Below are 24,408 nucleotides of genomic sequence, written 5' to 3'. Positions count from 1 at the left end.
TTAAGTTTAATTTATTTCTTTTAGAGTATCTGCATAATAATTTTGCAGTTGTAGAGTTGCTTGATTCCAATCCCATTTTTCTGCTTCGTTTCGTGCCTCCTTCCTCATAATTTCTCTTTTATCTTCATTTTCTAGAATTTTTTTTGTTGCTGCAATCAAGCTCTGTTCTCCATTATCTTTTTCATCAGGATCATATAAACAACCATTAATCCCATCACTAATAATATCTGGAATCCCTCCCTTGTTGGCTCCGATAACTGGACATCCTGCTGCCATTGCTTCTAGTAAAACTAACCCAAGTGTTTCTGTACTAGATGGAAATAAAAATATATCTCCAGAAGCATAGGCGCTAGCAAGTTCATCGCCAGATAAATATCCTATGAAATTAGTCTTTGTATTTTCGAAGATTTTTTCAAGCTGGTTTCTATATGGTCCGTCACCAACAAGTGCTAGGCAAGCATTAGGAATACTTTCTAAGACTGGTTTAATTCTCTCAATTTGTTTTTCTGCTGATAATCTTCCTACATAAATCAACAAGTAATTAGCGTCGTTATATTCCCCAAATAATTTTTTTCTCATTTTCTCACTTCTCAAATCTGGTCTAAAACTGTAAGTATCTACTCCCCTTTGCCATAGAGCAGTTCTTTGAATACCTTTATCTTTTAACTCATTTACCATAGCGGTGGAAGTACATAAATTTAACAAAGCTTGATTATGTGCTGCTTTAAGTAATTCCCATAAAAGTGGCTCTAACATACCCATACCGTAATGTTCTAGATATTTCGGAAGATGAGTATGGTAGCTAGCAATTAAAGGGATGTTATTAGTTTTCGCTAACCATATGCCGCCTAAGCCAAGTACAGCTGGATTAACAACATGTATCAAATCTGGGTTAAATTTTTCTAACTTATCTGAGACTGCAGGACCTGGCAAACCAAGCTTTAACTCTGGGTATAAAGGTAATGGCATTGCAGCAACACCAACTACAGTTGCTCCCATATATGATTCTGGACACCCCTCTGGACAAAAAATTATAACTTCATCACCATTTTTTATTAAAAATTCAATCGTTTTAGTCAGTCTTGTGACTATGCCGTCAACTTTAGGTAAAAAAGTTTCAGTAAACAATGCAATTTTCACTTTCTTAAGGTAGTTTTTTCAGAAATTTTAATTAGTCTTTATAGCCTCAGCTTGTTTTTTAGTCCAGGATGAAACACAAGGTATGCGCTTAAGATCGCATCTATTAGAGTATTTTTTAGCAACTTCAACAACTTCTTCTAATAAGCCATTATCAAGAGTCGTTGGGTTTAGACCTAATTCTATAAAGCATTTATTATCAACAATTAGATCATTTTCTACTGCTTCATTCCTTGGATTTGGTAAATAATTGATATCAGCACCTGTTAGAGACGCAACTTTTTTAGCTAGTTCTCCAACTTGATGACTCTCAGTCATTTGATTAAAGATTTTGACTCTCTCTCCAGGTTTAGGAGGATTTTCAAGAGCAAGTTGTACACATTTTACAGAGTCTTTTATATGTATAAATGCTCTTGTTTGTCCTCCTGTACCATGAACACTTAATGGATACCCAATTGCAGCTTGCATAAGAAATCTATTGAGAACAGTTCCATAGTCTCCGTCATAGTCAAATCGGTTTGTCAATCTCGGATCTTTTAAAGTTGCTTCTGTATTTGTTCCCCAAACAATGCCTTGATGAAGATCAGTAATCCTTACAAGATCATTTTTGTTGTAGTAAAGAAATAATAATTGATCTAAAGTTTTGGTCATATGGTAAACACTACCTGGACTTGCAGGGTGTAATATTTCTTCTTCAAAGCGGCTTCCATCAGGTTGTGGAACTTCAACTTTTAGATAACCTTCCGGAATTGTTGCACCTCTATGCGATCCATATCCGTAGACTCCCATTGTTCCTAAATGAACAACATGAATATCTAAATTACTCTCTACTATTGCAGCAAGAAGGTTGTGAGTGCCATTAACATTATTATCTACTGTATATCTTTTAGTAAAACTCGATTTCATTGAGTAAGGAGCTGCTCTTTGTTCTGCAAAATGGATCACTGAATCTGGTTTTTCATCAATGAGCAAGTTGAGTAATTTTTGATATTGTTTAGAGATATCCATATTAATAAATCTCATAGGCTTACCCCCAATCTCTTCCCATGCAGAAAGTCGTTCTGTTATCGAAGCAATTGGAGTTAAAGATTCTACCTCTAGATCAATATCAATTTTTCTACGACTTAAATTGTCGACAATAATTACATCATGATTTTGCTCTGCTAAATTCACCGCACAAGGCCAACCGCAAAAACCATCTCCACCTAGAACAATAACTTTCACTCAGAACTCCAGAATTAATAGATTCGTAATATATTTATTAAATTACTACAGTGCGCTTCCAATTTGCGAAAAAACATTGTAAATAGTTTCAAATCTTCTTTCTTAAATAAGATAAATCAAATCAAATAATAAATTTTTACTCTCTTTTTAAACTTTGCTAAATTTAAAGAACTAGATAGATATATTTTTTTCCGGTGAACTTGCTACTGCAAAGTCTTGTTTTTTAATTCTTCCTGCAATAAAAGCTTGCCTGCCGGCTTTCACTCCATAATTTATCGCCTGCGCCATTAGAGGAGGATTTTCAGCTTGTGCTATTGCACTATTGATTAAGACACCATCAGCTCCAAGTTCCATAGCTTGAGAAGCTTCACTTGGCACCCCTATTCCTGCGTCAATTATTACTGGCACTTTTGCATTCTCAATAATGATCCTTATATTTGAGAAATTTAATAAACCTTGCCCAGAGCCAATAGGTGATCCTAAAGGCATTACAGTTGCACAACCTATTTCTTCTAGTCTTTTTGCAAGAATAGGATCTGCATTGATATAAGGAAGTACAGCAAAACCTTTTTTTATTAAAATTTCGGCTGCTTTAAGGGTTTCTATTGGATCTGGTAGCAAATACTTTTTGTCAGGAATTACTTCTAACTTCACAAAATTATTTTCCTCTTGACCAGACAATTTTGCAAGTTCTCTGCCTAAAATTGCTATTCTGACTGCCTCATCGGAATTAACGCAACCAGCTGTATTAGGAAGCATCCAGTATTTTTTCCAGTTTATCTTTTCGAGTAAATTTTCTCCGGTTTGATCTTTTTTAATTCTTCTAACAGCGACGGTTATAATTTCAGTTTCAGAATTTGACAAACTTTCAACCATATCTTGAGTAGATTTGTATTTACCAGTACCCACCATCAATCTACTGGAAAATTGTTTTCCTCCAATTAGTAAAGATGAATAATTTTTCATATTTAGAAACCCTTATCTTTAATACCTTTATATGGTTTGTAATTATTTCTTTTTTCTAACTCTTTACTTTTTTTTATTGCTGTTTTGTTTTTTGGATCTATCATCAAAACCTTTTGATATGTTGCATATGCCAAGTCATACTCAAGTAAACGCTGTTGTGCTGATGCGAGGTTATTAAGGGCTATAGGATATTCTGGGAGTGATTTGATTGCAGAGTTATAGTATTTAATTGCTTTTTTAAATTCATTTTGAGCAGCATAAGAAAATCCTAAAGCGTTATTGATTATCGCTTTAGCTTCATCAGGTTCATTTTCATAATTTTCAATTGCTTTTAAAAAAGTTTTAATTGCTTCAGGATATAATCTTTTTTTTATCTGAATAGAACCAAATTCATATAATTCTGTAGCTTTAGTAAGAGAATCTAAACCTGTTTGCTCGAATTTTACTAAACTTAATTCTTCACTTCTTGTTTTTAGAAATTGTCTGAATACAAAAATGGAAATTATTATTAATACAACAAAAAGAATTATTAAATAGGATTGAAAGGAAGAAATTTCCATTATTTATAATTAGTTTTTAAATTATATTCTTTTTTTTTAACTACTAACGGAAGAAACAATTTTTTCAAAGCACTTAGGGTCGTTTATTGCTAATTGAGCAAGCATTTTTCTGTTAATTATAATTTCTGATTTTTTCATCCCATTTATTAACTTGCTGTAGTTTGTTCCGTTTATTCTTGCAGATGCGTTAATTCTAGAAATCCAAAGTCTTCTAAAATCTCTTTTTCTTCTTCTTCTATCCCTATAAGCATTACAAAGAGCTTTCATCACTCTTTGATTTGCGGTTCTGAAAAGATTTTTGTTACCACCTCTAAAACCTTTTGCAAGATTTAAGATTTTGTTTCTTCTTTTTCTGGCTATGTTGCCTCTTTTTACGCGTGCCATGAATATCTAATAAAAATTGGTTAAAGATTTATGCGTATGGAATCATTAATTTTACATTATCAGCATCTCTTTCATCAACTACAGCTTTTGTTGATAGATGTCTTTTTAATTTTGAGCTTTTATGATCAAGTAAATGATTATGGAAAGCTCTTCTTCTCATAAATTTACCCGTCGCAGTAGCTTTAAATCTTTTAGCAGCTGATTTACGAGTTTTTAGTTTAGACATTTAAATCAAATGTGTTTAATTAGGATAATCTAAACCTTTATACGCATTGGTGCAAATTAAAGTTTTTTAATTGATAAGGAAAGTTCTAATTTATGAAAATTAAATTTGCTTTTTTAAACTTATTTTTAGGTTGTATTTCTCTCTTTTTAATAAACATTAAATTTACTTCAAATGTCAAAGGAGAAGAATTGCAAAAGATTGAACTCAATAATGAAATTAAAAAAGGAAAATTTTTAATTGGTTTAAAGCAATATTTAGGCGGGGAGAATGACAGTTTTTCTAAAAAAAAGAATATCAACTTTATCACTGATAAAGGTTTTTTAAATCTGATATCGTCCAATGGTATTAAACATAAATCAAAACAGATTAATATTTCCTGGGTGGATATACCCATCAAAAATCCAAAAACAATCGAAAGAATTGTTTTTGGTCCTTTTGCAAGCTATGAATCAGCAAAAAAAGAAGCAGAGAAACTTAAAGATAAAGGATTTAAGACGACTGTTGCCTACCCTAAAAATTGGGAAGTATGGATTCCATTTGAAGATGATCTTCCAGAGTTTGAATTAAAAAATAAGATTTCTAGAAAAATAAAAAATTTTCAAATTGCTCCTGTTCTTAGAAGTGAATATAGTCTTATGAAACTTGAAGGACCTATATATATTTATGCTCAAGAGGACATAAAAATAAATGGTGTCAATTTTGGCAAAAATTTTTATTTATTAAAAGATTTATATGGAACTTGGACATTAGTTCAGAAAATTGAATTTGATGATTATTTGGCAGGTGTTTTGCCATATGAAATTGGACCGAATTCTCCTTTAGAAGCACTCAAAGCTCAAGCAGTTATTGCAAGAACTTGGGGAATATTTAATTCTGATAGATTTAATATGGACAAATATCATTTATGTATCACCACTCAATGTCAAGTTTATAAACCTCCTCAAATTACAAATAAAAACGTAAAAAAAGCTATAGAAGCAACTTCAAATTTAATTCTTACTTATAAAAATCAACCAATTAATGCTTTTTACCATGGTTCTAATGGCGGCGTATCTGCTACTGCAGGCGAGTCTTGGCAAATTAAAGATTATTCTTATTTCAATTCGATCATTGATGGTTCTAAATCATTAAATAAAATTTTTAAACTTCCAATTACAAATGAATCTGATTTAAATAATTTTTTAGATTTTGATACAGAACAGTTTTATGGGAGTTATCATTCTCTTTTTCGATGGAATAAGAAAATTTCTAGTTTTGAAATTAAACAAAAGTTAATTAAAAACAAACTTATAAATGTTAATGATGATGTTTTGGATGTAAATTCTATTGAACGTGGGTCGAGTGGCAGAGTGACAAAATTGGAAATACGAACGGATAAAGTTAATAAATCTGTTGTTCTAGTTAAAGATGATATTCGACGGGTATTAAATTTTATACCTAGTAATTTGTTTACTATTAATAAATTAAGTGATGATTTATGGCTTTTGAGAGGAGGAGGCTTCGGTCATGGTGTAGGTTTATCTCAGTCAGGGGCGATTGAAATGGCTAAATTAGGATTTTCTTATGAACAAATATTGAATCATTACTATCGAAAAGCAAAACTGAAAAAATTTGAGATATTGTCTCAATGAAAGTTAAGTAATTAAAATTTACTTCTATGAGTAAGGGTTTTTATAAAAATCGAAGATTGAAGTCGTTTATATTTCTTAGTGCTTGTTTTTTTGTGGCTTTTATTCCTCATGCTTTCAATATTGAAAATTTCTTTTACGTTATATTGATTCTTTCTTTTGTGATTGTTTTTTACGGTTTAATAGTTATTTCTAGAAATGTCAAAAGGAACAATGTTGTAAATATTGTAAGCAGAAGAATTAGTAATACTGAGTTACCTATGCTTGATATTTTAGTCGCTGCTAGAGATGAAGAGAACGTCATAGCAAGATTAGTTGAAAGATTATTTAGTTTAGATTATCCAACAAATAAATTAAATATTTACATAATTGATGATGGTAGCTCTGATAAGACGCCTTTAATTTTAGATCGATTAGCTAGACAATATGACAAGCTAAAAGTAATAAGTCGTTCTCCAAATGCAGGAGGAGGTAAGTCAGGAGCTTTGAATTATGCCTTGAAGTTTACTCATGGTGAATGGTTATTAGTTTTGGATGCTGATGCTGAATTAAAACAAGATTCTTTGATAAGGTTATTTAGTTTTGTAGAAGAGGGTGATTGGTCTGCAGTTCAACTAAGAAAATCAGTAACAAATGTAAGTAAGAATTTTTTAACTTCTTGTCAGTCAATGGAAATGGCTATGGACGCAATCTTTCAATATGGAAGATTGTCAGTTGCTGGAGTTTCTGAATTAAGGGGAAATGGCCAATTAATTAAGAAAGAAACATTATTGGCATGTGGTTCTTTTAATGAAGATACAGTTACAGATGATCTTGATTTGAGTTTAAGATTATTATTATCAAAATCTAGAATTGGAATCTTGTGGGATCCTCCAGTTATGGAGGAAGCAGTTGAGAATTTAAATGCTTTATTAGCGCAAAGGCAAAGATGGGCAGAGGGGGGGTTGCAAAGATTCTTTGATTATGGAGATCAATTATTTACTAAAATTGATAATTTGCAAAAATTTGATTTAACTTACTTCTTCATCTTGCAATATGCACTTCCAATAATTTCTATTTTTGATTTATTTTTAAGTATTGCTTTGTTAGATTTACCAATTTACTGGCCTATTTCATTTACAGCTTTTATGTTATCTGGAATTGCGTTTTGGTACGGTTCTTCTTGTAAAAGCGAAGTACCAGTATTGCAAAAAAGCAATTTTTTGATGGTATTTGTCTCTGTTTTTTATTTATCACATTGGTTTTTAGTAATCCCTTGGGTAACAATAAAGATGTCTATTTTTCCCAAAAAGATACTTTGGAGAAAAACTATTCACACTGGAGTTTAATTTATTAATCAAGGTCTATAATTTCTCCATTAAAAAAATTTGCTAAGTTTTTTGAGCTATCATCATAAGTCTCTTCGTTAGATATTTTTGGTGATGAATTACTTTTTGGCTCTATTTTTTTTAGTGGTCGAAAATTATTTACTTTATCTTGGGTTATTTCTGGAGTATTTGTTGGGTTACTTTTATTTAAATTTTTTGTTGAGAAATTAAGTATTATTTGATCTCCAAATATCTTTTTTACAGTATTTTCAATTATTACTTTTCTGCTTTTAATCATATTTTCCCAGTTTGGAGATAATGCAATCGTTATTTTCTCAGAATCAAAACTATCAAGTTCGGCTTGTTGTGAAAGTAGCATTCTTGTTGATGGTAACTCTACTTTAGAAAGAATTAATTCCCATTTATCTTTTAAATTATTTGATTCAGGATTATTTTGTTTATTGTCAGAAATATTGTCAATACTTTCTTTTTCAAGCACTGCGAATTTTTCTAATTTTTCGTCTTTTTTTTCGATTAATTCATCACGATCTATCTCCTTTTTGATACTTGGTTTTTGACTTTCATTAGAAATATTTTCTTTATCAAAGATTGCAATGTTTTTTCTACTTTCATGATTCTCCTCAGTCGTATTATTTTTACTTTCTTGCTTATTTTTAAAACGATTTATCTCTTGATTACCTAGAAGTCCAGTTAAATGTATTTCAAACCAAAGCCTTGGATTATCACTTGATTTGATTTGATATTCAATATTTCTCAGATTATTATGCCAGTTTATTATTGTTGATTTACTTATTGTTTTTGAGATTTTATCCAATTCATCTTGAAATTCATCAGACGTATAATAAAGATCTGAATATTTATTATTTGTAGTGTGTAATAGTAGATCTCTTGTTATATTTAATAATCCGATAATTATTTGAAGAGGTTCGTTTCCCGCATCATATAGTTTGTTGCAGGTGATAATTAATGACTCTGGATTATTCTCAACTAATGATTTAATCAGATTTGTTAATTCACTTTCAGATACTTCTCCTAGGAGGTTTTGGATATTATTAATTGTTATTCCTTCTGGTAAAAGATTCAATTGTTCAAGGAGGCTTTGTGCATCTCTCATCCCTCCATTAGATCTTTTTGCAATCATTTTTAACGCTTGAACTTCGTATTTAATGGATTCTTTTTCGGCGATTTCTGATAAATGTTGAAAAATATCACTTGGGCTTATTCTTCTAAAATCAAACTTTTGGCATCTACTTTTTATTGTATTTAATACTCTCTCAGGATTTGTCGTCGCAAGGATAAATACAACTCTTGAGGGCGGTTCTTCAATAGTTTTTAGTAAAGCATTTGAAGCTGCCGTTGAAAGCATATGACATTCATCAATAACATATACTTTCCATCTCGCTTGAGCAGGTGCAAATCTAGCTCTTTCTATAATTTCTCTTATATTTTCTACTCCTGTATTTGATGCTGCATCAATCTCGATAATATCTAGAGCGCTCCCATCTGTAATTTGTCTACATAAGTCACATTTACAACAAGGAGTTATCGTAGGTTGCTCAAATGCCTGGCAATTTAGAGATTTTGCAAATATTCTTGCACTTGATGTTTTTCCAGTCCCTCTTGGACCATTAAAAAGATATGCAGGAGCAATTTTGTTTGTTGATAGTGCTTGTTTGAGTGTAATGGATATAAATTTTTGACCAACCAGTTCGTCTAAGTTGTTTGGTCTATATTTTTGATGAAAAGGCTTATGTATATTTGGCATTTATTTTTCATTAATTAGAAAAATTCGGGATTCAATTAAAAATTAAACTCTAATTTTATGCAGACTCTTTAATGATTCTTTTTGATCCTGAAGGTAGTTTAACAATTTTAGATGAGAACAAATTATCTACCATTTTTTTCGTAATTGTGAATTCTTTTATATTTTCTTCAGAAGGCAAAGTGTACATTATGTCTAGCATTAGCTCTTCAATTATTGATCTTAATGCTCTTGCCCCTGTTTTTCTTTTATATGCTTCATTTGCTATCGCTTCAACAGAATCAGGCTCAAATGATAATTCGACATTATCCATACTTAGCAAAGTTTTGAATTGCTTTACTAATGCATCTCTTGGTTGAGTCAAAATAGATTCTAAAGTTTCTTTAGTAAGACGATCCAACACAGCACAAACCGGAATTCTTCCAATAAATTCTGGAATTAGGCCATATTTTACTAAGTCATCTAATTCTAAATTTTTCAGGGAATCTCTTGGGTCTGCTATTTTTTTTGTATCAACTTTGTTTTGGTCTGAATTGGTGGTAAATCCTATAGAGTGTTTACCCATACGCTTTTGAACGATATCTTCTAAACCTATAAAAGCTCCTCCGCAAATAAATAATATTTGACTTGTATCAATTTGAATGCAGTCATGATAAGGATGTTTTCTTCCGCCTTGTGGTGGCACATTGGCAATTGTTCCTTCAAGCATTTTTAATAATGCTTGCTGCACTCCTTCACCAGAGACATCTCTAGTAATTGAAGGATTCTCGCTTTTTCTTGCAATTTTATCTATTTCATCAATATAAATAATTCCTTTTTGAGCTAGTTCTACATTCATTTCTGATTTCTGCAGAAGTCTTAAAAGTATGTTTTCAACATCTTCTCCAACATATCCAGCTTCTGTCAAAGTCGTTGCATCTGCCACTGCAAAGGGAACATCTAGAAACTCTGCTAAAGTTTGCGCCAATAACGTTTTTCCACTTCCAGTAGGGCCGATAAGTAAAATATTTGATTTTTGTAATTTAGTTGCTTGTGAATCTGTTGCATTATTATTTTTATTATCTTCTTTAACTTTCCAAGCTAATCGCTTGTAGTGATTGTATACGGCTACTGATAATATTTTTTTTGCAGATTCTTGTCCAACAACTTGATTATCTAGAAAACTTTTAATTTCTAATGGCTTAGGAATGGAGGTTAATTCTAAAGGAACAGATTTTTTTGGATTATCAGTTGGTAATTTCTTTTTTACTTGTGGAGAGTTGTTTGTGTTCGCTTGATTATCAAGTAGTTCTTCATCGAGAATTTCATTACAAAGATCTATGCACTCATCACAGATATAAACCCCAGGACCAGCTATAAGCTTTCTTACTTGGTCTTGTGATTTACCGCAAAATGAACATTTAAGATGGGCGTCGAATTTAGCCATCGATTATAAGTTTTTAAAGTGAAAGGTGTTTAATATTCCCTATTCACTAGGATTGCTTATAAATATCGATTCGTCATCATATTCTTAAAAAATCAGTATTCCTTGTCACTTTTTGATAACTTTATCAATTAATCCATATTCGACCGCTTCTGAGGGAGATAAAAAGTAATCTCTTTCTGTGTCTTCATTAATTTTTTCTAAAGGTTGACCAGTATGTTCTGCTAAAAGCGAATTTAAAGTTTTCTTGAGAAAAAGTATTTCTTTAGCTTGTATTTCAATCTCTACTGCTTGACCTTGTGCACCTCCCAGAGGTTGATGAATCATAATCCTAGAATTAGGTAAAGCCAATCTTTTCCCCTTTGCTCCGCCAGAAAGTAGAAATGCCCCCATACTTGCCGCTACTCCAAAGCATATTGTCACTACATCAGGGGATATTTGTTGCATAGTATCGTATATTGCCATTCCTGCAGTTACTGAGCCTCCAGGAGAATTGATATATATTTGTATGTCTTTTTCAGGATCTTCCGCTTCAAGAAATAATAGTTGTGCAACAAGTGAATCAGATACTTGATCATTAATTCCAGTACCTAAAAAAATAATTCTCTCTCTTAATAGTCTTGAATAAATATCAAAAGCTCTTTCTCCTCTGCCTGATTGTTCTATAACAGTAGGAACAGCAGCAATAGTTTTATTATTACTTTCGTAAGAACTTATTGAGCTTTGAATTAAATGTTTTTTTTCTGAGTTCACAAATTAATTTTAGTCTTATAAATAATTTAAGGGGTTTTTGTTTAATTAGTAGGAAATTTCATAAATTATTTTTTTTCTCTTTTATTTGTAGTTTTTGTAGTTTTTTTGGCTTTTGTTGTTTTGGAGGTTTTGGTAACTTTAGAAGGCTTTGTAGTTTTTTCTTTTACTTCAGAATTTTCTTCAAGCCAAATTATTAATTTTTCTTTGAGTAAATCGTTAGTAATTACTTCTCTTAATTTTTTAATATCTATCTGTTTTGGAGATTGAGAGATTGCATCTTCATAATCTTTCATTTTTAAATCAATTTCATCTTTCTCAACTTTTATGTTTTCTGTTTCAGCTAATGCTTTTAAAGCTAAATTTCTTTGAACATTTTTTTCAGCCTGAGGCCTTGTGGACTCTGCTAATGACTTAACTAATTCCGGAGTGAAAGTAGATTTAACATCAAGACCTTGTTGAGCAAATCTTTGAGCGGTTTGTTCAATATTATTCCTCACTTCTATATCAATCATAGATTTTGGAATTTCAGCAACCAATTCGTTTGTTAGAGCATCTAATAAAGCTTCAATTTTGATATCTTTTTGAGTTTTTTCAAAATTGTCTTTAAGTTGCTTTTCAATATCTTTCTTTAACTCTTTTAATGATTCTTTGTTGCCAGACTGTTTTGCAAAATCGTCATTAAGTTCAGGCAATTCTTTTTCCTTAAGATCCTTAAGATTTACTTCAAAGATTGCCTCTTTGCCTCTTGAATCCTCATGAGAATAATCTTCAGGAAATTTAAGGTTAAGTGTTTTAGTATCACCAATTTTCATCTTTACGATTCCCTCAACGAATCCGGGAATCATTTTGTTCTTTTCTAACTCAAGATCCATTGATTCACTTGTTCCTCCATCAATCTCTTTACCAGAATCTTTATATTTTCCCTTAAAACTAACTACAGCAATATCTCCTAATTTTGCTGCTCTATTGGTAACTGGAATAATGTTTGCAAACTGATTTCTAGATTTTTCTAGCGCTTCATCTATTGACTTAGGATCAAACTTTGTTTTTGATATTTCAACACTTAGTCCTTTGGATTTTTTAAGTTTTAATTCTGGGGCAACATCAGTTTGAAGAGTAACCTTAAGTGATTTTTCAGGACTAAACTTTGCAAGTAAAGATTCAAATCCATCTACCAATTCTGGCTCACTTAGTGGCTCTATAGATTTTATTTTTAAAGCTTCTTGCCATGATTTATCAATAATTTTTTCCAGAGCAGAAGCATGTAATTGTGTTATGCCAATCCTTTGAATTAAGACTTGTTTGGGAATTTTACCAAGTCTAAATCCTGGAATTTTAGCCGATCGACTGATAGAACTTATTGTTTCATTCACATAAGTTTTGCATGTCTCAGATGGTATTTCTAATTCAAATGAGATTCTACTTTGAGGCAGAGGAGTTGTTTTGACTATTAATGCTTCTTTAGCCATTTTTTTTATTTATTACTAAAAGCCGAAACTTAATTATTTCACATTATGTGATTTCCTTGAAAGTTATTTTTTTGATAAAGTAAAAAAAATAGTCATTCTATTCATAAAAATCATTTTATAGTGTGAGACAATCTCCGTTTTTGCCTAATAGGCCAATAAAAGTTGCTGTTTTAGGATCTTCAGGTGCTGTGGGATCTGAATTACTCAAAATTCTTGAACAACGTGATTTCCCAATATCAGAATTGGTCTTGCTTTCATCAGAGCGTTCAGAAGGAAAAAAAATTATTTGGAAAGGTGAAGAATTAGTTACAAAAAAAACAACTAAGGAAGAATTTCTGAATGTTGATTTAGTTTTAGCTTCAGCCGGTGGAAGTATTTCAAAAAAATGGTTATCTACCATTATGGAACAAAATGCTTTATTGATAGATAATTCAAGTGCTTTCAGATTAGATAATAATGTACCTCTTATAGTTCCTGAAGTTAATGCAAGTGAAGCACTCAATCATGATGGGGTAATAGCGAATCCAAACTGCACTACCATTTTGCTGACATTAGTTTTAGCTCCGTTAAATAAACTTTCGACTATTCAAAGAGTTGTTGTCTCAACGTATCAATCCGTAAGTGGTGCAGGCCAATTAGCGATGGAGGAACTTAAACTTTTAACTGAAAAATATCTTGGGGGTAATCCTCAAAAAAGTGAAGTTTTGCCGTACTCACTAGCTTTTAATTTGTTTTTGCATAATTCACCCATGCTTTCAAATAATTACTGCGAAGAAGAGATGAAAATGGTTAATGAGACTAGGAAAATATTAAATATTGCTGATTTAAGACTCTCTGCTACATGTGTTCGAGTCCCAGTACTGAGAGCACATTCTGAATCGATCAATATTGAATTTGCTGGTGTAGTTGAGCCTAAAGCTGCTCTTGAAGAATTAAAAAAATCTCCTGGAATTGAAATTATTGATGATTACAAAAATAATAGATTTCCTATGCCAAATGACGTTATGGGAAGGGATAATGTTGCTGTTGGCAGGCTAAGAACTGATATAAGTCAGCCTAATGGATTAGAATTATGGTTATGTGGAGATCAAATAAGAAAAGGAGCAGCTCTTAATGCTGTTCAAATAGCTGAGTTATTAATTCCAAAAAAATGATTACAGACAAAACTGAGTGTAATAATCCACTATTTGGAAGAATATTGACTGCAATGGTTACTCCATTCACTGAAAATGGAGATGTAGATTATGAACTAGCTATCAAACTATCAAATTATCTTTTTGAGAACGGTTCCGATGGAATTGTGCTATGTGGTACTACTGGAGAATCTCCTACGCTTTCATGGGCGGAACAGCATGATTTATTTATTGCGGTAAAAGGATCTTTGGATGCAACCTGTAAAGTAATAGTTGGCACTGGTAGTAACTGTACAAGCGAGGCTGTGGAAGCAACAAAAAAAGCCTATGACTCTGGTGCTGATGGTGCTTTGGTTGTTGTTCCTTATTACAACAAGCCACCCCAAGAAGGTCTTTATAAACATTTCAGTTCTATTGCTAATTCTGCAAAGGATTTGCCTCTTATGCTCTATAACATTCCTGGAAGGACAGGATGCAATTTATTACCTGATACTGTGAAGAAACTTATGGATTTCTCAAATATTCTCAGTATTAAAGCTGCAAGCGGTAGAATAGAGGAAGTAACAGAATTAAGAGCTATTTGTGGCTCTGAACTCTCTGTATATAGTGGCGACGATTCATTGTTGCTTCCAATGTTATCTGTAGGTGCTGTAGGAGTAGTAAGCGTTGCAAGTCATTTGGTTGGTTTGCAATTGAAAGAGATGATTAATTCCTTTCAAAGTGGAGAGGTTTCCAATGCGCTTGCTATTCATGAAAAACTTCAGCCTCTTTTTAAAGCACTCTTTATGACTACTAATCCAATCCCAATTAAGGCTGCTTTGGAGCTTTCGGGATGGGATGTAGGTAATCCTAGAAGTCCTTTGTCACCTTTAACTAATGACATGAAAAAGCAACTATCTTTTATCCTGAAATCCCTATAATAGGGATTATATTTAACTTGATAATTAAATTTAAATAAACCTTATTTGATTACAAGCAGGCCCTCATAAATTTCAAAATTATGCAATCCAGTACAAATTCATCTTTAAATAGATCTACTCATGATTCGTCTAGATCTAAAAGTAATACGCCCGCTCTACGAGTAATACCTCTTGGTGGACTACATGAAATAGGAAAAAACACCTGCGTTTTTGAATATGGTGATGAATTAATGCTTGTTGATGCCGGCCTAGCTTTCCCATCTGATGGTATGCATGGCGTAAACGTTGTTATGCCTGATACAACTTTTTTAAAAGAAAATCAAAGAAGAATAAAGGGAATGATTGTCACTCACGGGCATGAAGATCATATTGGAGGTATTTCTCATCATCTAAAGCATTTTAATATTCCAATTATTTATGGCCCAAGACTGGCAATGTCAATGCTTAGAGGAAAAATGGAGGAAGCAGGGGTATCTGATAGAACAACTATACAGACTGTAAATCCAAGAGATGTTGTAAAAGTAGGACAACATTTTTCTGTTGAATTTATTCGAAATACCCATTCTATTTGCGATAGCTTTTCTTTAGCAGTTTCAACACCTGTTGGCACAATTATTTTTACGGGAGATTTTAAGTTTGATCATATGCCAGTAGATGGAGAGCAATTTGATATTGAAAGAATGGTGCATTATGGAGAAAAGGGTGTTTTATGCATGTTCAGTGATTCGACTAATGCTGAAGTTCCAGGTTTTTGTCCTTCTGAGAAGACTATCTATCCCTCTTTAGAAAAACATATTGCAGAGGCAAAAGAACGAGTTATCCTTACCACTTTTGCTAGTTCTGTTCACAGAGTGACAATGATCTTAGAATTGGCCATGAAACATGGAAGAAAGGTTGGTTTGTTAGGTAGATCGATGATAAATGTTATTGCTAAGGCGAGAGATATTGGTTATATGAAATGCCCAGATGATTTGTTTGTTCCAATTAAGCAAATTAGAGATTTGCCAGATAGGGAGACCCTATTATTAATGACTGGAAGTCAAGGAGAACCCTTAGCAGCCTTAAGCAGAATCTCTCGTGGTGAACACCAGCATGTTCGTCTTAAGACTACTGATACTGTAATATTTTCAGCCAGCCCAATTCCTGGTAATACTATTTCTGTTGTTAATACAATAGATAGATTAATGAAACTCGGAGCAAAAGTTGTTTATGGAAAGGGTGAGAATATTCATGTTTCTGGTCATGGTTTTCAAGAAGATCAAAAGTTAATGTTGGCACTCACAAAACCTAAGTTTTTTGTGCCTGTTCATGGAGAACATAGAATGCTTGTTTGTCATGGCAAGAGTGCACAAACTATGGGGGTTCCAAAGGACAATATTTTAATTATTGAAAATGGAGATGTAGTTGAGTTAACACCTAATTCTATTCAAAAGGGTGATCCTGTAAAAGCTGGTGTTGAACTGCTTGATAACTCACGAAACGGGATAGTAGATGCTCGAGTATTAAAGGAAAGGCAGCAATTAGCTGGGGATGGTGTAGTAACTGTTTTAGCTCCTATTAGTACAGATGGGAAGATGGTTGCGCCTCCCAGAGTTAATTTAAGAGGAGTTGTTACTACTGCAGAGCCAAGAAAAATGTCTATGTGGACAGAACGAGAAATAAGCTGGGTCTTAGAAAATAGATGGAAACAATTATCCAGACAAACTGGGCCGAATAATTTTGAGGTAGATTGGATTGGTGTACAAAGAGAAATTGAAAATGGTTTATCGAGAAGAATGAGAAGAGAATTACAAGTTGAACCACTTATTTTGTGTTTAGTTCAACCTGCTCCAAGTGGAACTCGTGCTTATATTCCAAAGATTACCGAAGAGCAAAATTTCTCCAATAGAAATAGAAATAATAATTTCCATAAGAAATCAAACAATAATCATCCTAATAACTCAAATAACCCACAAAATACCCAAAAAAGTCCAAAAGTTTCACAGAATCCATCAGCTGAGAATGCTACAGAAGATTCATTTGAAGGTAGAACGAGAAGAAGAAGATCTGCTGTAACATCTTAATTTTTTTCAAAATTTATATAGTTTTTATCCCAAACAATTTTTAAAAACTCTTGCAGATTAATTTGACCTTTATTTTTTTCATAAATTGAAGTTGCTAATTTTGTCAGATTTTTAGAACTACATTGCTTTGTAGATATTTCCTTTAAAAATCTATTTAAGATTGTGCACCTCGCTTCAATACCCATACTATTTAGTAGATTCCTATCTATACCTTTTACATCTTTACAATATAAATATGCTAGTTCACCAAGATCATTACGTTCATTATTATATTTGCTCATTTTTTGGGAAAAATTATTTATCCTTTCAGAACAACCAGGATAGATGACTTCTAAGGTAGGAATAATTTTTTTTCTTACTAAATTTCTTTTTAATTTAAGATCTGAATTTGTAGGATCTTCCCAGACTGGGATCTTCATATCATTGCAAAATTGTTTTGTATCTTCCCTACTGAAAATTAATATTGGTCTTATTAAAAAAATTTGATTTTCTATTAATCTTTTACTCTCAATATTACTCAGACCTGCAAAATTGCTTCCTCTAGATAAATTGAGGATAAATGTTTCTGCATTATCACTACTCGTGTGACCAGTTAACAAATAAATATTATGTTTTTGCTGGTTTGTATTTAATATAGTTTTGGCTCTTTCACATAATTTTTTATATCTCCATTCTCGTGCTTTTTCTTCTGAAGAAATACTTTCTTTATTTGCTTGATCAAAAGAGAATGAAATATTTTTATCTTCGCAATAATCTTTTAATTCAAGAGCATATAGTGATGATTTTTCGTGCCACTGATGATCACCATGCCAAACACTAATAGACCAATTATGTAGTTTTTTTAGGTCATTAATTAGGGTTAATAAGGTCATTGAGTCTTGACCCCCGGAAACACTTATTAAAATATTGGATCCTTGGGGAATTAATATTTTTTTGGTAAGAATCTCTTTATGAAGCTGATGATGCCATGATGACCAATTTTTCTGAGTTAATTTTTTATCAGTCATTTTGTGTTGCTCAGATAATATTTTTTAAAAAATGCACTGTTTTACTAAAACAATGTCACAATCGGGTAATAAATTCATTAAGTAAATGAGTCTGATTAATCTTTTGCCACAAAAATTTAAAGAAGAGTTAAGAAGCAAATCCTTACTCAAAGTTATTTCAGGATTGAATAATTTTGATGTTCAATCTGTGAAAATAATTGTTGAGGCTGCTTCATTAGGAGGAGCAGATCTTGTCGATATTGCTTGCAAACCTGAACTAGTTGATTTAGCACTCAAGAATTCAACACTACCCGTTTGTGTTAGTTCAGTAGTACCTCAATCTTTTCAAGATTCTGTAAAAGCAGGAGCGTCATTAATTGAAATAGGAAATTACGATACTTTTTATGAAAAAGGCATGAATTTTTCAGATAAAAAAGTTTTAAACATTACAAAAGAGACGAGGGATTTATTGCCTAATGTTCCTTTATCAGTAACTGTTCCTCACACTATGCCTATTGATAAACAAGTTGATCTTGCTATAAAGCTAGTAGAAGAAGGTGTTGACATTATTCAAACAGAAGGTGGTACCAGTTCTAATCCTTACTCTTCAGGAATTCAAGGCTTTTTTGAAAAATCAGTACCAACTCTTGCCGCTACCTATGCTATTCATCAAGAATTTAAGAAACAATCTCTGAATACACCAATCATGAGTGCCTCTGGATTAAGTCAAGTAACTTGTCCACTAGCAATATCCTCTGGAGCCTCAGCAGTTGGCGTTGGATCTGTAGTTAATAAATTAGATGATTTAATATCGATGATTGCGGTTGTTAGGGGCTTAAAAGAATCTTTGAAAAATTCAATGATTGGAGAAAAAATTTCTTAGTATAGCATTACCCTTTTGCTACTAGGTTGATGAACAACTATAAGCTTCAAGCTCCTTACGAACCAAATGGAGATCAACCAGAAGCTATAAAAAAATTAGTTAAAGGCGTCAATACCGGCAAAGAGTTTCAGACTCTTTTAGGGGCTACTGGAACTGGTAAAACATTTACTATTGCGAATGTAATTCAACAAACAGGAAGACCAGCACTTGTATTAGCCCATAATAAAACGTTAGCTGCACAACTATGTAATGAACTAAGGGAATTTTTTCCAAAAAATGCTGTTGAGTACTTCATTTCTTACTACGATTATTATCAACCAGAAGCTTATGTACCCGTAAGTGATACTTACATAGCTAAAACGGCTTCAATCAATGAAGAAATAGATATGCTTAGGCATTCTGCAACACGCTCATTATTTGAGAGAAAAGATGTAATTGTTGTAGCCTCAATAAGTTGTATTTATGGCCTTGGTATACCGAGTGAGTATTTAAAAGCTGCAGTTAAATTTGAAGTGGGAAAAACAATAAATCTACGTTCTTCTTTGAGGTCTCTCGTTGAAAATCAATATACTAGAAACGATATTGAAATTACTAGAGGTAGATTCAGAATTAAAGGTGATGTTTTAGAAATCGGTCCAGCTTATGAGGATAGATTAATTAGAATTGAATTATTTGGTGATGAAGTCGAAGCTATTAGATATGTTGACCCTACTACAGGTGAAATACTTGAAAGTTTGGAACAAGTTAGCGTTTATCCAGCAAAGCATTTTGTTACCCCAAAAGAAAGACTTGAGAGTGCAATAAGTGCAATTAGAAGTGAATTAAAAACTCAACTAGATAAATTTACATACGAAGGAAAATTATTAGAGGCTCAACGTCTAGAACAACGTACAAAATATGATTTAGAAATGCTCAAAGAGGTTGGTTATTGTAATGGAGTTGAGAATTATGCTCGTCATTTATCAGGCAGGGAGGAAGGTTCACCGCCAGAATGCTTAATAGATTACTTTCCCAAAGATTGGTTGTTGATAGTTGATGAGAGTCATGTAACATGTCCTCAACTTCATGCGATGTACAATGGTGATCAATCTAGAAAAAAAGTTTTAATAGATCATGGTTTTAGATTGCCCAGTGCTGCAGATAATAGACCTTTAAAATGTGAAGAGTTTTGGGAAAAATCAAAACAGACATTATTTATAAGTGCAACTCCGGGTCAATGGGAATTAGATCAATGTGATGGTGAATTTATTGAGCAAGTTATAAGACCAACTGGGGTATTAGATCCTGTAATTGATGTAAGACCTAGTGAGGGCCAAATAGAAGATCTTTTATCTGAAATAAGAATTAGAGCTGAAAAGAATCAACGAGTGCTAGTGACAACACTTACTAAGAGAATGGCTGAAGATCTAACTGATTTTTTATCTGAAAACAAAGTAAGAGTTAGATATTTGCATTCTGAAATCCATTCAATTGAAAGAATTGAAATTATTCAAGACCTCAGAATGGGCGAATACGATGTTTTGGTAGGAGTTAATTTATTAAGAGAGGGACTAGATCTTCCTGAAGTGTCTTTAGTTGCAATTTTAGATGCTGATAAAGAAGGTTTTCTCAGGGCTGAAAGGTCATTGATTCAAACAATAGGAAGAGCTGCAAGACATGTTGAAGGTGTTGCCTTGCTTTATGCAGATAACTTCACAGATTCAATGAAAAGAGCAATATCTGAAACTGAAAGAAGAAGAACTATTCAAAAAAAATATAACCATGACAATGGTATTACTCCAAAACCTGCAGGCAAAAAAATAGAAAATTCAATATTATCTTTTCTAGAACTTTCCAGAAAGCTAGATGCTGGTGGTTTATCTAAAGATTTAATAAATATAGTTAATAATAAAACTGACGCAATTCTTAGTTCCAGTGATAATCAATGTTTGCTCGAAGAATTGCCTGACTTAATAGAAAAGTTAGAAATTAAAATGAAAGATGCTGCAAAAGACTTAAATTTTGAAGAAGCAGCAAATTTGAGGGATAGAATCAAAAAATTAAGACAAAAATTAGCAAGAAATAATTAAAAGGACTTATTTTTCTAATTCGAAATGATTATGAATCGCATTTACTGCTTTGTCACAATCTTTTTCTAAGACAATACATGAAGTCCTGATTTCACTAGTGGCAATCATTTCAATATTGATATTTTTGTCAGCCAATGCTCTAAATATTTTTCCAGCAGTTCCAACCTGAAATGCCATTCCCGCTCCTACAGTACTTACTTTGGCTATAGCAGGGCCATCTTCAATGTATGATCCGGGTAATTTTTTTGTTAAGGCCTCAAAAACTAAGCTAGCTTTTTCTCTATCTTGCTTATTCATTGTAAGACTAATATCCTTAGTTTTTAAAGAGGAAATTCTTTCAGACTGAACGATAGTATCGATAAGTAAATTATTTTCAGCTAATGCTAAACATAACGATGCTGCTACACCTGGACGATCAGGCAGTTTTCGAAAACTTACTTGAACTTGGTTTTTATCTAATGCAATTCCTCTTACTTCAGGTTGATCTTGTTTTTTAATGATTGGATTAATAAATATTTGTGTATCGGATAACTTAAATTTCTCAGCAACAAATCTAATGGCTTTTGGTATATTATTGATTTCAATTACACAGCTGACTTTAATTTCACTAGTAGCTATTAACCTGACATTTATATTCGCTTGAGATAAAGTATCAAATAAATCAGCTGAAACACTAGGTCTGCCCATAATGCCTGCTCCTTGAATACTTAATTTAGTCATGTTTGTTTTTAAGTTATATTCTCCTCCTAATTGACTAGTTATAAGTTCACATTGTTCTGAAGTCTTTTTAACTTCTAATTCACTAACAGTAAATGTAATATCGTTTTTATTGCCATCATTTGTCGATTGTATTATTAAATCTACACTAATATTTGCTTCTGAAAGTTTTTCAAATATTTGTGCAGCAATCCCGGGCCTATCAGGAATATTTGAGAGGCTGAATACTGCTTGGTTTTCTAATACCTCAAGACTATTGACTGTTTTTGTTAATTCTAAGCTCCCTCTTTTTAGTGGGAGAGGTTGAATTTGACTTTCTAGGAGAGTCCCACTTGAGTCACTTTGGCTTGATTTGACACACAATTTAATTCCATAATTGCGAGCAATTTCTACTGCTCTTGGATGCAGCACTGAAGCACCGACACTTGCAAGTTCAAGCATTTCCTCGCAGCTAATTTTATCTAAGAGTTTTGCATTAGGAACAATTCTTGGATCAGTAGTAAGAACCCCTGGAACGTCTGTATAAATTTCGCACGTTTCAGCTCCTAAAGCTGTTGATAAAGCTACTGCGGAAGTATCTGAACCACCTCTACCCAAAGTTGTAATTTCCATTGAACCCGTATGGCTTAATGTTGTTCCTTGAAATCCAGCCACTACTACTACAAAACCCTGATTTATATAATTTTGGATCCTTTCTGTTTTAATATCAAGAATTCTCGCTTTCCCATGAATTGATTCAGTAATAATTCCAACCTGGCTACCGGTCATTGAAATTGCCGATATTCCGTATTCGTTTAATGCCATTGAGAGAAGAGCTATGGTGACTTGCTCTCCAGTTGAGAGAAGCATATCCAATTCTCTTCGATTAGGATTTTTACTAATTGATTCCGCTAAACAATTTAAATCATCTGTAGTTTGCCCCATTGCAGAGACAACTACGACAATTTCATTTCCTGCTTCTTTACTTTGACAAATGCTACTTGCAATATTTTTAATTTTTTTAATATCACCTACAGAAGTACCGCCAAATTTTTTTACTAGTAAAGCCATATCTAAATCATAATGTAAATTCTTAAACTTATAATTTGGTTAACTTAAATTAATTAATTTTTCTGTAAAAACATTTATAGGATTATTACCTTGTTTTAGTAATGATTCAATATCTAGTAAGTTACTCATCAAATTAATTAAATATTCTTGAGATACATTTTTGACTTTTCTTCGAATAAAAAAAATTCTTTTTGGATTAGAAATGCCTGCAAGATTACAAATCTTTTCTGCATTATTGTTACCTGAATTAACTGCTAGTTTTATAATGGTATGAATTCTTATTTGACTAATTAAACCTGCATTTAGTCTTAAAGCAGGTTCTCCTTTCTGTAAGGAATAATTTATTTCAATGAGGCTTTCATTAATATTTTTTTGTAAGAGAAGATCAATTATTTTGAAAATATTGGATTGATGATCACTAAATATTTTTTTTACATCAATACTTTTAAGAAAAAGTTGTGAATTCGAATCACTTGATACTGCAGAAAGGTATGTTTTTGCTTTGGCTAGTTCATTTATTAGTTTAAAGCCATCATTACCAACTGAATCAATTATTAATTCAGCTGCATTTTTATCAATTTTGATATTCATTTCATTTGCTTTATCTTCTAAAAATCTTTTTTGTCCTTCATAGTCCCAGATTTCTGGTAAAGAAAATGACTTTTCTTTAGCTAAATTATTTTTGATAAGTTTTTGTAAAAATTTAGTACTCTTTAGTCTTGAGTCTGGTTTTTTTGCATTTTGTAAAATGAAATAAGTATTTTGAGGTATATTGTCATGAATTTTTTCAAATTTAGTTCTTAGATCCTCATTTTTGGCAGTAAAAATTGGATTATTTTTTAAAGTAACTATTCTGTATCCCTCTCCAAAAGGAGGCGTAAGAACTTCATCAAAAGCTTTATTCACTTGCTCATCATCATCACCATTTAAATTTGTTACGTTTATTTCTTTCCATTCTTTGGATACTTCCTTATCAATTAATTTTTGAATAAATGTATTTTGAGCGTTTAAATCATTACCCCATAATATTTGTATTGGCATAATAGCTCAATAAAAACCATATATTAACTATGATTACTTCTAACACAAATTAAATTTAATGGTAATAGATCATCCAATTTTTTTGGAAAGCATCAGATTCATAAGATCTCATTTATTAGCCAATGATCTAGATTATTTGGAAAAAAAAGTATTAGAGAGATTAGTCCATACTTCAGGAGATTTTTCAGTTCAAAATCTTGTAAATTTTAGTGAAGATGCATGCGAAAAAGGGCTTCAGGCACTTAAAAATGGTGCTCCGATTTTAACTGATACTGATATGGCAGCAGCAGCAATAAAATCCATGGCAGAAAATACCACTAGAAATAAAGTATTCACTGCTAGTATGTGGTTTGGAAAAAATAATCATACAAACTTAACTAAAACTGCATATGGCTTAAGTGAAGGTTGGAAGGAGTTATCCACTATGAATTATGGAAGTAAATCACCTATTGTAGTTATCGGCAGTTCGCCTACAGCGTTAACTCATTTAATTAATATTTTAGAGAATGCAAAAGAATCTCCTAGTTTAATTATCGGAATGCCTGTTGGATTTATTGGAGTAGAGAAAAGCAAAAACAAATTAATTTCTAGCGATCTTCCTAGAATTGTTGTGAATTCAACTAGAGGAGGTGCTGCCATGGCGGCTGCTGCGGTTAACGCCTTATTGAGGGAAACTATTTAAAAAG

21 protein-coding genes are annotated in these 24,408 nt (G+C 32.2%); 8 read left to right on the top strand and 13 right to left on the bottom strand.

What is annotated here, in order from left to right; translation table 11 throughout:
- Positions 1-6: 6 nt before the first annotated feature.
- The 6 genes from AMO19_RS02435 to rpmI all read right to left on the bottom strand — a co-directional run bounded on the left by AMO19_RS02435 (position 7) and on the right by rpmI (position 4,497).
- Positions 7-1,140, bottom strand: a complete 1,134-nt coding sequence (locus AMO19_RS02435; protein ID WP_075507198.1) for a glycosyltransferase family 4 protein — start codon at positions 1,138-1,140, stop codon at positions 7-9.
- A 27-nt stretch (positions 1,141-1,167) separates the two neighbouring features.
- Entirely contained in the window at positions 1,168-2,361 is a 1,194-nt protein-coding gene (locus AMO19_RS02430) for an NAD-dependent epimerase/dehydratase family protein (RefSeq protein WP_075507197.1), read from the bottom strand.
- 171 nt (positions 2,362-2,532) lie between these two features.
- The gene (locus AMO19_RS02425; RefSeq protein WP_075507196.1) at positions 2,533-3,327 is read right to left on the bottom strand and encodes a thiazole synthase; all 795 of its coding nucleotides are present in this window, start codon (positions 3,325-3,327) and stop codon (positions 2,533-2,535) included.
- A 2-nt stretch (positions 3,328-3,329) separates the two neighbouring features.
- Positions 3,330-3,887 (bottom strand): tetratricopeptide repeat protein, encoded by a 558-nt coding sequence (locus AMO19_RS02420; RefSeq protein WP_075507195.1) that lies wholly within the window; start codon positions 3,885-3,887, stop codon positions 3,330-3,332.
- A gap of 36 nt (positions 3,888-3,923) precedes the next feature.
- On the bottom strand, positions 3,924-4,271 hold the full coding sequence (rplT, locus tag AMO19_RS02415) for a 50S ribosomal protein L20 (protein ID WP_075507194.1): 348 nt from the start codon (positions 4,269-4,271) through the stop codon (positions 3,924-3,926).
- A 28-nt stretch (positions 4,272-4,299) separates the two neighbouring features.
- The gene (gene rpmI, locus AMO19_RS02410) at positions 4,300-4,497 is read right to left on the bottom strand and encodes a 50S ribosomal protein L35 (RefSeq protein WP_002806185.1); all 198 of its coding nucleotides are present in this window, start codon (positions 4,495-4,497) and stop codon (positions 4,300-4,302) included.
- A 92-nt stretch (positions 4,498-4,589) separates the two neighbouring features.
- Here rpmI and AMO19_RS02405 point away from each other — a divergent pair, with 92 nt between their 5' ends.
- Complete coding sequence (locus AMO19_RS02405; RefSeq protein ID WP_075507193.1) at positions 4,590-6,128, top strand: SpoIID/LytB domain-containing protein; 1,539 nt, start codon at positions 4,590-4,592, stop codon at positions 6,126-6,128.
- 26 nt (positions 6,129-6,154) lie between these two features.
- Positions 6,155-7,453: a glycosyltransferase family 2 protein gene (locus tag AMO19_RS02400; RefSeq protein WP_075507192.1), complete on the top strand. Its 1,299-nt coding sequence runs from the start codon at positions 6,155-6,157 to the stop codon at positions 7,451-7,453.
- Positions 7,454-7,457: 4 nt separating this feature from the next.
- On the opposite strand, the gene AMO19_RS02395 is transcribed toward AMO19_RS02400, so the two are convergent.
- The 4 genes from AMO19_RS02395 to tig form a co-directional block, all read right to left on the bottom strand.
- Positions 7,458-9,218, bottom strand: coding sequence for a DNA polymerase III subunit gamma/tau (locus AMO19_RS02395; RefSeq protein WP_075507191.1), 1,761 nt, complete (start codon positions 9,216-9,218; stop codon positions 7,458-7,460).
- A 55-nt stretch (positions 9,219-9,273) separates the two neighbouring features.
- Positions 9,274-10,641 carry an ATP-dependent protease ATP-binding subunit ClpX gene (gene clpX / locus AMO19_RS02390; RefSeq protein ID WP_075507190.1) on the bottom strand — a complete coding sequence of 456 codons (1,368 nt, stop codon included), beginning with the start codon at positions 10,639-10,641 and terminating at the stop codon, positions 9,274-9,276.
- Positions 10,642-10,746: 105 nt separating this feature from the next.
- Positions 10,747-11,391, bottom strand: coding sequence for an ATP-dependent Clp endopeptidase proteolytic subunit ClpP (clpP, locus tag AMO19_RS02385; RefSeq protein ID WP_011819266.1), 645 nt, complete (start codon positions 11,389-11,391; stop codon positions 10,747-10,749).
- A gap of 65 nt (positions 11,392-11,456) precedes the next feature.
- On the bottom strand, positions 11,457-12,860 hold the full coding sequence (tig, locus tag AMO19_RS02380; protein WP_075507189.1) for a trigger factor: 1,404 nt from the start codon (positions 12,858-12,860) through the stop codon (positions 11,457-11,459).
- Between the two features lie 122 nt (positions 12,861-12,982).
- Here tig and AMO19_RS02375 point away from each other — a divergent pair, with 122 nt between their 5' ends.
- The 3 genes from AMO19_RS02375 to AMO19_RS02365 all read left to right on the top strand — a co-directional run bounded on the left by AMO19_RS02375 (position 12,983) and on the right by AMO19_RS02365 (position 16,976).
- Positions 12,983-14,014: an aspartate-semialdehyde dehydrogenase gene (locus AMO19_RS02375; RefSeq protein ID WP_075507188.1), complete on the top strand. Its 1,032-nt coding sequence runs from the start codon at positions 12,983-12,985 to the stop codon at positions 14,012-14,014.
- Entirely contained in the window at positions 14,011-14,913 is a 903-nt protein-coding gene (gene dapA / locus AMO19_RS02370; protein WP_075507187.1) for a 4-hydroxy-tetrahydrodipicolinate synthase, read from the top strand. Before AMO19_RS02375 ends, dapA begins: the two co-directional genes overlap by 4 nt.
- Before the next feature lie 80 nt (positions 14,914-14,993).
- On the top strand, positions 14,994-16,976 hold the full coding sequence (locus tag AMO19_RS02365) for a ribonuclease J (RefSeq protein ID WP_075507186.1): 1,983 nt from the start codon (positions 14,994-14,996) through the stop codon (positions 16,974-16,976).
- Here the strand turns inward: AMO19_RS02365 and tilS are convergent.
- The gene (tilS, locus tag AMO19_RS02360; protein WP_075507185.1) at positions 16,973-17,983 is read right to left on the bottom strand and encodes a tRNA lysidine(34) synthetase TilS; all 1,011 of its coding nucleotides are present in this window, start codon (positions 17,981-17,983) and stop codon (positions 16,973-16,975) included. The two genes, AMO19_RS02365 and tilS, sit on opposite strands and share 4 nt — an antisense overlap.
- A gap of 85 nt (positions 17,984-18,068) precedes the next feature.
- Here tilS and AMO19_RS02355 point away from each other — a divergent pair, with 85 nt between their 5' ends.
- Positions 18,069-18,845: a DUF561 domain-containing protein gene (locus AMO19_RS02355; protein ID WP_075507184.1), complete on the top strand. Its 777-nt coding sequence runs from the start codon at positions 18,069-18,071 to the stop codon at positions 18,843-18,845.
- Between the two features lie 29 nt (positions 18,846-18,874).
- Complete coding sequence (gene uvrB, locus AMO19_RS02350) at positions 18,875-20,914, top strand: excinuclease ABC subunit UvrB (protein WP_075507183.1); 2,040 nt, start codon at positions 18,875-18,877, stop codon at positions 20,912-20,914.
- A gap of 6 nt (positions 20,915-20,920) precedes the next feature.
- Here the strand turns inward: uvrB and AMO19_RS02345 are convergent, their stop codons facing one another.
- Positions 20,921-22,681, bottom strand: coding sequence for an aspartate kinase (locus AMO19_RS02345; protein WP_075507182.1), 1,761 nt, complete (start codon positions 22,679-22,681; stop codon positions 20,921-20,923).
- 39 nt (positions 22,682-22,720) lie between these two features.
- Positions 22,721-23,722, bottom strand: coding sequence for a DNA polymerase III subunit delta (gene holA / locus AMO19_RS02340; RefSeq protein WP_075507181.1), 1,002 nt, complete (start codon positions 23,720-23,722; stop codon positions 22,721-22,723).
- A 58-nt stretch (positions 23,723-23,780) separates the two neighbouring features.
- Between holA and AMO19_RS02335 the strand changes: the two genes are divergently transcribed.
- A complete protein-coding gene (locus tag AMO19_RS02335; RefSeq protein ID WP_075507180.1) occupies positions 23,781-24,404 on the top strand; it encodes a precorrin-8X methylmutase in 624 nt (207 codons plus the stop codon).
- Positions 24,405-24,408: the final 4 nt, after the last annotated feature.

Origin of the sequence: Prochlorococcus marinus, assembly GCF_001180245.1 — a bacterium.
Classification (GTDB): Bacteria; Cyanobacteriota; Cyanobacteriia; order PCC-6307; family Cyanobiaceae; genus Prochlorococcus_A; species Prochlorococcus_A marinus_F.
This window is presented reverse-complemented; position numbering and strand designations above follow the sequence as displayed.